This window comes from Spirosoma endophyticum (genome assembly GCF_900112365.1).
Taxonomy (GTDB): domain Bacteria; phylum Bacteroidota; class Bacteroidia; order Cytophagales; family Spirosomataceae; genus Spirosoma; species Spirosoma endophyticum.
This window is the reverse complement of record NZ_FOLQ01000004.1, coordinates 606,843-616,469: the sequence shown is the minus strand read 5'-3', so window position 1 is coordinate 616,469 and position 9,627 is coordinate 606,843. Positions and strand designations below refer to the sequence as shown.

Here is a 9,627-nt window from a genome sequence, read left to right as displayed (position 1 = left end):
CACCAGCCGAATCCGGAAGGTCTGAAACGAGACCAGCGAGGGGGTGGGTCTGGGGGGCACATCGCTGACCTTGAAGGTCACATCGTAGGGGGCTTCCCGGAGCTGGTTGCAGTTGGTCTGCCAGCTGAAGGTGGCCGTGGCGGGCTGGGCCTGGGCCACCCCCCCGTTGAGCAGTCGGGCGTAGGCGGGCTGGATGAGCTCACCGGGCGCCAGAGCAGTGCCATCCTGGCCCACGTTGAAGACGCCCCCGAAGCTGGTGATGATGACGCGCTGGCCATCGGGATCGGTGGCCGTGACGGGCTGGTTGATCAGGGTGCCAGCCTCCACGCACAGGTCGGGGATGGGGGTCAGGAGGGGGCGTTTGTTGAGATTGTCGACGACTACGATCTGCATGTCGCGGGTGATCTCCCCGATGAGCACACCGTTGCGCCATTCTTCGATGATGAAGGCGAAGTTGTACTGGCCTTCCTGTCCGGGGGCATCCCAGCAGAGTTCACCGGTGGAGGGATTGATGGAGAAGGTGGGCGTACCGCCGGTTTCGCTGGCGGTGCTAAATCGGGTGGGGTCCTGGTAGACCGGAATCGCCCGTCCATCGCAACCTGTTGACGTAGTAGCGGTTTTAGGCACACTAAGCCGGAAGGCCAGGCTGTCGCCATCGGCATCGAAGGCGGCCGGATTGTGGCAGAACTTCTGATTCACACGTCCTGAATCCAGGGGTGGATTGAGCATGACGGGCGTAGAGTTGAGGCCCAGGTTGGCATTGATCAGAATCGTCGTAGAAACGAAAAAGCGAAGATTATCCGAATCGCCGGGAGGAGGTAAGTTTTTAGTATCCTTGTTTCGATTAGGAACTGTTATACTAATTGTATAAGCGCCCGGTCCCGGATAGGTATGAATAATTTTGTAGATGTTAATCGAAGAAGTACGCCCATTGATATAAGTGCGTGGCTCTTGCCGCTTGACAGCGGCTGACGTTCCATCTCCGAAGCATAAAGCAGGATATTCGCTTGCCTGATCGGCAGCAGGCTTACCTTTTACTTCATCGAAGTAAGCGGTGAAGGTGATCTCATAAGTAAGAGAAGTGGCCGAGATGCGTTTGGTCGTAATTTCTCCCGCCCGCACGTGAGTGGCCTGGCTAATGGTGGGAACCAGCACCACGCCTAAAAAAAGGCTCCACAGCCCAATCGTATAAACTAACCGCATAAAGTTATCGCGTTTTCAACACAACGTTACAACGTTTTTACGGACAAAAAATGTATTAAGATGATACGCATTCGTAGCGAGTCGTTAGTCCTTAGTGGTGACGATGTCAGATTTCTTTTGCGTCAGCCACTAACGACTGACGACTCGCTACGAATAATTAGCTCAGTACAGCACCCAGGTATCTTTGCCACCACCACCTTGAGAGGAGTTAACCACGAGCGAGCCTTTGCGGAGCGCAACACGCGTCAGGCCGCCAGGAATGACGTTAACACCATCGCCGTAGAGAATGTAGGGCCTCAGGTCGACATGGCGTCCTTCGGCCTGGGCACCGACGAGACAAGGTACCCGCGAGAGAGAAATAGTTGGTTGGGCAATGTAATTACGGGGATTTTCCAGAATTTTCTGGCGGAATAATTCGTGTTCTTCGGGGGTGGCTTTGGGGCCAATAAGCATCCCGTAACCACCCGCTTCGTTAGCTTCTTTCACGACCAGATGCTCAATATTTTCCAGCACATACTTGCAGTCCTCCTCTTCCCGGCAGATGTAGGTCTTTACGTTTGGAATAATGGCTTCTTCGCCCAGATAATATTTAATGATGCGTGGTACATAGGCATAAATTACCTTGTCATCGGCAACGCCCGTTCCGGGAGCATTAGCCAGTGCAACGCGGCCTCTTTTGTATACCTCAAAAATACCCGGTACCCCGATCATCGAATCCGGATTAAAGGCTTTAGGATCTAAGAACGTATCATCGATACGTCGGTAAATCACATCGACAATCTGGAATCCTTTTGTGGTACGCATTTTAACATAACCGCCCGAAACGACTAAATCACGAGCCTCTACCAACTCGACGCCCATTTGCTGAGCCAGGTAAGAATGCTCGAAATAAGCCGAATTATAGATGCCGGGGGTCAATACAACGACCGTTGGGTTAGGGCGGTCGGCAATGAACTGGAGCATCTGAAGCAGCCGGGTTGGGTAATCCGACACAGGCCGAACGCCCGTCTGGGCCAGTACTTCGGGAAACGTTTGCTTGATGAGTTCGCGGTTTTCGAGCATGTAGGATACGCCCGACGGACAACGAAGATTGTCTTCAAGAACCATATACTGGCCATCGTCGCCCCGAATTAGATCGGTACCTGTAATATGGCACCAGATACCCTTTGGTGGTCTAACGCCCAGGCAAGGTGTCAGAAACGATTTGCTGGATTCGATCAGATCACGCGGAACGACACCATCGTTCAGAATATTCTGCTCATTGTAAACGTCATCCAGAAACATATTCAATGCCTTTATTCGCTGAATTAGCCCAGCTTCGAGATTATTCCATTCGGCCGATTCAATGACACGGGGAATAATGTCAATTGGCATGATACGCTCGGTGCCCTCACCTTCCGAATAGACGTTGAACGTAATGCCCATGCTCATCAAAGCGCGTTCGGCCGCGTGTTGCCGCCCGATGAGATCTTCTTGTGTAAGTTGCTCAACGCGCTGACGAAAAGGTTCATACCCATGCCGGACCTGCGTTTCGTTGGAGAACATCTCATCGAAAAAGTTCTCAGTCTTATAATTGGTGAACGAAAAATTGGTGGTGGCCTGACTCTGTGACTGAGTCATCCCTTTACTTGTCTGCGACTGAGATTGGCGGGCATTTTGTTTTTTCATGTAACAATATATGTATGATTACGGACTGAGCCAAATAGAATATGGCACTGTTAGGTATTAAGCGATACAAAACGATGCAAAAGTAAAGTTTTAATAGTAAATCATTTTGATAAATCTTTCCCAGCTTCTACGTAGTGCGAAACGAAGCATAGCGCCGAGCTGATATTGCCGTCCATTACCTTATTTACGTATTTACTTTAAAACGATTTTAATGCAAATCGCCCTTGATTGCCTTATTTCGGCTATTCTGTTTATTTTTCTGAGCCGATGCAACAGTATTTTTACTTAGAACGTAAGGGCAATAGTGTTACCAGCAAAGGCTGGTCATGCCTAACAAAACCAATCTATTAGTTCTATGAAAACACTGCTTGTGTTCAGTTGTGTGGCCGCCTTAGTGGTGAGCCTGAATGCCTGTAATCATAATTCGGTTGATCCGTCTACGGATGGATCCGCACGGACATCGGGCGCTGCGAGTACGACCCTAACCGGCCCGCATAACCTGACGACGGTAGACGTATCGAGTCTGCCAACGACTATTACTACGTATATCAGCACCAACTACGCTGGGGCTACCGTGAAGGAAGCGAAGAAAGATGAGAAGGGAAATTATGTGGTGGCGATTACGGTGAACGGTAGCGTCAAACTGTTGCTCTTTGCCACAGATGGTACGTTCGTAAAAGTAGCTGATGGCAAGCCTAAACATAGACCCGGCGATTCAACCCATCATCGCATGCCGGGTGATTCCGTTCGCCATCATCCGCCCGGTGATTCGGCTCATCATCCAAAACCAGCGATCGGTGATTCAACGCACCATCCTCGTCCAGGAAAGGGTCCCGATTTGAAAGAGGTGACCGTATCAAGCCTGCCGGTCGCCATTACTACCTATATCACAGCCAATTACGCCGGGTCGACGATCAATAAAGCGGTTCAGGAGGCAAAAACCAGTGATTACATCGTAAGCATCTCAACCGCCGACAGCAAGCGCGCACTTCTGTTGTTTAGCGCAGACGGTACGTTCAAAAAAGCCGTTTCGGGTAAGTAAACGATTAGTATTGTATGGTTTAATGCAAAAATCCTGACTTATGTCAGGATTTTTGCATTAAACGCGAAAACAAATGGATAATTTCATAGTCATGTTATGCATACCAGACTTATATACATAGCTATGAAATCAATGTTCTTTGTGCTCATTCTGTTTGTTTTGGGTTTTTCGACGGCGATGGCCCAGACAGAGAAAGGTAATCGCCTAATGGGCGTTAATGTTGGGAATATAACGATACCGACATCAGGAGGGGGCGGTACAATTGTCAGTCTTCAACCAACCTACGGCTGGTTTGTGGCTAATAACCTGGTGATTGGTGCTGGGATACCGTTTTTCAATGTTAGCTCAAATGGTTCCCGTGCTACCCAGATCGGGCTAACCCCTTTCTTACGTTACTACGTTGGGCCGTCTCAGGTGAAGCCATTTTTTGGTGGATCGCTGGGTATCGTTAATACATCTGCATCAAGCAATGGCTCTAACGCTGGTTCAAGTACCGATGCCCTGTACAGCTTAACGGGGGGCGTGGCTTTCTTTATAAATAAATCGGTGAGCTTCGATTTGGGTCTAACCTATACGGGGGGAGCTACCGGATCACTTAACACGCTTCTGGCTGGTAGTGCCAATGCATTGACACCAAACATTCCCAAAGCGCTGAATCTCAGCTTAGGCTTTCAGGTCTATTTCGGTAAATAATTTCACCGGTTTTACCATATTAGGTACCAGGAGTATCAAGGATTTGAGGAAAGCTTGGTGTTCCTGATACCTAACAGGGTCAAATTCATAAGAAATCTTACCACAGATAATGCACTGGGTTTTTGATACGTTCGTCATAAATGGCTTTCACGGTGGCCATCTGTTCAGTCGAAGGAGCGGGTCGTTCCAGGGCCTGAAGATTGGAGGTTAGGTGAGCGGGCGTTGATGCGCCAGGAATGATACAACTGACGGCATCGAACGTTAGAATCCAGCGAAGGGCGTCGGGGGCTAAGTTGGTATCGTCGGGGAAAATAGCGCGTAGTTCCTCAACAGCCGCCAACCCTGTTTCGTAATCGACTCCCGAAAATGTTTCTCCTTTATCGAACGCGGCTCCCTGTCGGTTGAAATTGCGGTGATCATCAGCCGAGAACGTCGTGTCGGCACTGAATTTGCCAGTCAGCAATCCACTCGCCAGCGGCACCCGAACAATAACACCAATGTTTCGTCGCTTTGCTTCTGTGAAGAACAGCTCAGCGGGGCGCTGCCGAAACATATTGAAGATGATTTGTACCGTTGTTACGTTCGAAAACTCAATGGCTTTCAGCCCTTCCTCTACTTTCTCGACGCTCACGCCCAGATGTTGAATCTTCCCTTCGTCTTTCAGTCGGTCGAAAAGCTCAAAAATTTCGGGTCGATAAAAGACGTCCGTCGGCGGACAATGGAGTTGGATCAGGTCGAGGGTTTCCAATCTCATATTTCGCAGGCTATCCTCAACAAAAGTACGTAGTGCTGTCGGTTGATAAGCTTCGTTGGTGTGTGGTTGCAACCGTCGACCACACTTGGTGGCTACGTAGATTTGTTCGGACCGGGAGCGGACAAGTCGCCCTACGGCTTTTTCGCTTTCGCCGTCGCCATACACATCAGCCGTGTCGATGAAATTGATACCTGCATCAACGGCGGCATTAAGAATATGATCGGCGTTGGTATGGCTAAAGGGTTCCCCCCATTTGCCACCCACCTGCCAGGTGCCGAGACTGATTTCGGAAACACTCAGGTCCGTTTTGCCAAGTTTTCTGTAATTCATGAGAGTTTTTTATTCTGGTAGCGTGGACTTTCAGTCCACACTACGTATGGATTATAATTTCACCCCAAATCGCTCACCCAGTTCTTCAAGACTTTTAATAACGGGTTCTACTACCGGAATGCCGCTAGCCAACCGTTCCGCTTCCATCATTCGTTCGGGATCGCCGGGAATTAAAACCTGATGTCCTTCCATCGCTTTTGCCTGCCGAAAACGCTGAATCCACGTATCCATGTGGGTTTTGAATTCATCGGCGGGCCGGAACGCATCAATCCGCATGGCGCCAAAAAAATGTCCGGTGCCAACGCCAACGCCTTCATCTGCTTTCATAAATCCAGCCGTAGCAAAGGGCGGTACCCACGGGCCATAATTTGCGCCGGAAAGTACACCCGAAAAGATATCGACTATAGCGCCAAGTCCATACCCCTTGTGGGAGCCGTGTTCGCGGTCGGTGCCGAGCGGTAATAGTGCCCCTCCGTTGCGAACGGCGTTGGCATCCGTCGTGGGTTGTCCTTCAGCGTTTTGGGCCCAGCCTTCAGGGATATTTTGTCCTTTGCGCTGTAGAATTTCGAGTTTGCCATAGGCCACGGCTGTCGAGGCAAAATCAGCCAGGAAAGTGGGCTCGGTGGCCGCCGGAATGGCTACAGCTATAGGGTTAGTACCCAAGAGCTTATCCAGCGAAAATGTCGGTGCTACCAGTGGAGCTGCATGCGTCATGGCCTGCCCGATCATATCGTGCTCGGTGGCCAGCAAGGCATGATAACCTGCAATGCCGAAATGGTTGGAGTTACGTACCGCTACCCAGCCTGTTCCGGCGATACGTGCTTTTTCGATGGCGACCTGCATGGCCCACGGACCTACAACGAGCCCCAGGCCGCGGTCGCCATCAACAACGGCTGTGGATGGACTTTCGTGGACGATCTTGATATGGGGCTGTGGGTTCAGCCGGCCAATATCATAGAGCCGAACGTAGCCCGGCAGACGCGCCACACCATGCGAATCAACACCCCGAAGATCGGCACTAACGAGGACATCCGCAGCTAAACGGGCATCGGTTTCGGAACAGCCGATGGCGATAAAAATTTGTTCGGTAAACGAACGGAGTTGGTTAGCAGTAATCATGGTCGCAAATTAGCCAACGCGTAGCGAATGGGTTAAATTTTTATAAAAATTGCGCCAACTACCTACTTTTGGTGTTATAGCAACTAATGCAACTAGTGTTATTATGAAGTCACATCGCACCTGCCGTTCACTTTTATTACTGAATTTTATTTTACTGATCGCTTCTTATTCATGGGCTCAACCGCAGGATACGCTTACGTCGGAGCAGCTTCTGCAACGAAAAGGCCCTTCTTACACCGCCTTACTACGTCCTTCCAAGTATTTGGCCCTTGATGTGAATCATACGCTGGGTGGTTTCCGGCGATACCGGTTTTTTGTCGGCGACGAGCTTCATTTTAAAGCTCGTGGTGAGAAGTATCGGGAAGAACTTTACGACATTACCGATAGTACGTTTAGTGTACTGATGGCCAACGAAGTTATGAATCGTGACGAACCCGTCACCTTTCGTTTCGATGAAATACAGCGCGTTTTTCTGCACCGGCGAATTCCATTCATTACAGCGGCCGGTACGCTCTTTCCCATTGCCGGGGGCGTTTATTTACTGGCGGATGTGGTCAATAATCGAGGCTTTTATACGAATACGTTGCCGGTTGTTGGGACCCTGGTCGTAAGCGGAATATTGTTTCATCTTATCAGTAATCCACATGTTCGGATCAATAATAACCACCGCTTGAAAGTGTTACGAACGTATTGATTGATAGTACATTTTCCGGCGGCTGTATCGTCGGTATCAGGCTGAACAGGCGAATAAGTTGGTTTTACAAAAACTGATTACATTTGTTTTATGCTGAACTCCATTGCCGATTTAGAAGCCGACTGGTATCGACAGTACGCAATGTACACAGAATCCTATCAGTCAGGACGTTCGACGTTTATACCCAATCTGCTTCCCCAAACGGCGGTGCGATTTTCGGTTTATCAGACGCTCGAAATCCTGCATAAACGGCTGGGCACCGAGACGCTTCGCCGAGCCCTGAACCCCAATGAAACCATCGACAGCCCGGCAAAAGTCTACACCGATAGTTCGTGGCTGAAACGTAGCAATATGGTCGGTGTTAACGTCCGAACGATTGGCTCGTTCTGGAATGTTATCAACTACGTATTCACCCTGCCCGCCAGTCATGATAGTGTTCACCTGCTTCCTATCTGGGAGCCAGGCGTTGTGGGTAGTTTGTATGGCATGGTGAGCTGGCAAATTAATCCCGAGTTTTTTGACATTGAACTGGCTCGTTACGTGCCTGCACTCGATTCGGTAGAAAAGCAACTCAAGATCGTGATGAACCTGCTTCACGCGATGGGTCGAACGGTTGGCATGGACGTTATTCCCCATACCGACCGTTTTTCGGAGATGGTGCTGGCTTGTCCTTGCTTATTTGAATGGGTGCAGCGAGACGAAAAGGGGGGCAAGCCTGCGAAACTGGCCGATCATTCCAGCTTTGTCTACCGCTACGTAGAGGAAGCGATCTGGCAGTTTCTGAAGTTTCACGGACCAGCCGACGGTACGTCTTTAACCTGTGGAAAGGACGCTTTCTTTTCGAGCGATATCGCCGTTCTGACCGACGATCAGCGGCTGCGTATTTTGTTCGGTTATCCGAACGATTACATAGGTCGACTCAATCGGCGGGTGGCACTACTGCGGCACTTAACGGCGCAGGGTTTCGAAACGCTGCCCATGACGATGGCTCCGCCCTATCGGGGCCTGCACATTGATGCCACTGATTATACGATAGACGATGCCGGGCAGATCTGGTATCAGTATGCTTTCGACAAACCAGAAGCCATGTCGCGTGTGTTCGGGCCACTGGCACGGTTTAAGTTTTACGAATCGAAGCATAATAACCGGAACTGGGAGCTGGATTTCGATCAACCCAATCGCCCAGCCTGGGAGTACATTTGCCGGAAGGTTTATGACTGCCAGCGAGCCTATAACTTCGATTTTATGCGGGGCGATATGGCCCATGTGCAGATGCAACCGGGTGGTGTCCCAACCGAAATTGATAACGGTCCGGCGTCCCGGCATTATGATCCGTTACTAGCCATAAAAAAATACGTACAGGCGCAGGGCGTGCCTTATTATGCGTTTTTCGCGGAAACGTTTCTGGCTCCACCCGATACAATGGGGTACGGTAATGAACTGGATCACCTCGATGCGATTGAGGCTGATTCGACACTGGGCGATTTGCAGTCGCTGGTGGTTGGCTCGACGGAGTTTAAGCATCAGTTCGCCAGTTACTATGAGTACGCACGAACGCACCGGTTCGCCCCGAACTTCACGGTAATGACCGCCGACAAGGACGATCCGCGATTCGATAAGTTCTACCGAACGGGGAATCTATTCCGCTATTTCACCGCGCTGTTTCTCGCCGACATGCCCAGTTACGTAGGATTGGGCTTTGAAGTACGCAATCTGCACGAAACGCGCGGAGCCAACGAAGAATACTCAAAACTGTACGTCTTCCGGATTGAGGACGACCGTCAGCCCGACAAAGTGACCCATGGCCCGTTTATTTGGGGGCAAAATGCGCCCCAATTCGAAGCTATTTTACGCATACGCCAATTTGCTGAACGTATCTGGTCTGACATTGTTGGGCAGGAAACGCGCTGGCTGGTTGGCCCTCATCCTGTCTCTCAAAAAAAGATTGAGGGAAGCTACATTGTCTGGACGCACGTTGCGCCAACGGGTTATGCCTTTGCCGCTAGTATGACAGGAACCTTACCGGAAACCATACCGACTGTACCGGTGGGTGAGGTAATTTTTGAGGAGAATGGGTGCCGGATATATAGGCTGGCGTGATTGTCAGTATGTATACTTTTTGTT

7 protein-coding genes and 1 pseudogene are annotated in these 9,627 nt (G+C 50.3%); 4 read left to right on the top strand and 4 right to left on the bottom strand.

Annotation, left to right across the window (positions count from 1 at the left end; all coding sequences use genetic code 11):
• Both BM202_RS14540 and BM202_RS14535 read right to left on the bottom strand, forming a co-directional pair.
• Positions 1-1,203 (bottom strand): annotated as a pseudogene (locus BM202_RS14540) (gliding motility-associated C-terminal domain-containing protein); the annotation flags it as partial.
• A gap of 162 nt (positions 1,204-1,365) precedes the next feature.
• Entirely contained in the window at positions 1,366-2,871 is a 1,506-nt protein-coding gene (locus BM202_RS14535; protein ID WP_093827224.1) for a circularly permuted type 2 ATP-grasp protein, read from the bottom strand.
• Between the two features lie 355 nt (positions 2,872-3,226).
• Between BM202_RS14535 and BM202_RS14530 the strand changes: the two genes are divergently transcribed.
• Both BM202_RS14530 and BM202_RS14525 read left to right on the top strand, forming a co-directional pair.
• The gene (locus BM202_RS14530) at positions 3,227-3,913 is read left to right on the top strand and encodes a PepSY-like domain-containing protein (RefSeq protein ID WP_093827222.1); all 687 of its coding nucleotides are present in this window, start codon (positions 3,227-3,229) and stop codon (positions 3,911-3,913) included.
• A 123-nt stretch (positions 3,914-4,036) separates the two neighbouring features.
• Positions 4,037-4,606 carry an outer membrane beta-barrel protein gene (locus BM202_RS14525; RefSeq protein WP_177236584.1) on the top strand — a complete coding sequence of 190 codons (570 nt, stop codon included), beginning with the start codon at positions 4,037-4,039 and terminating at the stop codon, positions 4,604-4,606.
• Positions 4,607-4,703: 97 nt separating this feature from the next.
• On the opposite strand, the gene BM202_RS14520 is transcribed toward BM202_RS14525, so the two are convergent.
• Entirely contained in the window at positions 4,704-5,690 is a 987-nt protein-coding gene (locus tag BM202_RS14520) for an aldo/keto reductase (RefSeq protein ID WP_093827218.1), read from the bottom strand.
• 51 nt (positions 5,691-5,741) lie between these two features.
• Complete coding sequence (locus tag BM202_RS14515; RefSeq protein ID WP_093827216.1) at positions 5,742-6,809, bottom strand: Ldh family oxidoreductase; 1,068 nt, start codon at positions 6,807-6,809, stop codon at positions 5,742-5,744.
• Positions 6,810-6,912: 103 nt separating this feature from the next.
• Between BM202_RS14515 and BM202_RS14510 the strand changes: the two genes are divergently transcribed.
• Positions 6,913-7,503 (top strand): hypothetical protein, encoded by a 591-nt coding sequence (locus BM202_RS14510; RefSeq protein WP_245776668.1) that lies wholly within the window; start codon positions 6,913-6,915, stop codon positions 7,501-7,503.
• 90 nt (positions 7,504-7,593) lie between these two features.
• Positions 7,594-9,603 (top strand): alpha-amylase family protein, encoded by a 2,010-nt coding sequence (locus BM202_RS14505; RefSeq protein ID WP_093827213.1) that lies wholly within the window; start codon positions 7,594-7,596, stop codon positions 9,601-9,603.
• Positions 9,604-9,627 lie beyond the last annotated feature (24 nt).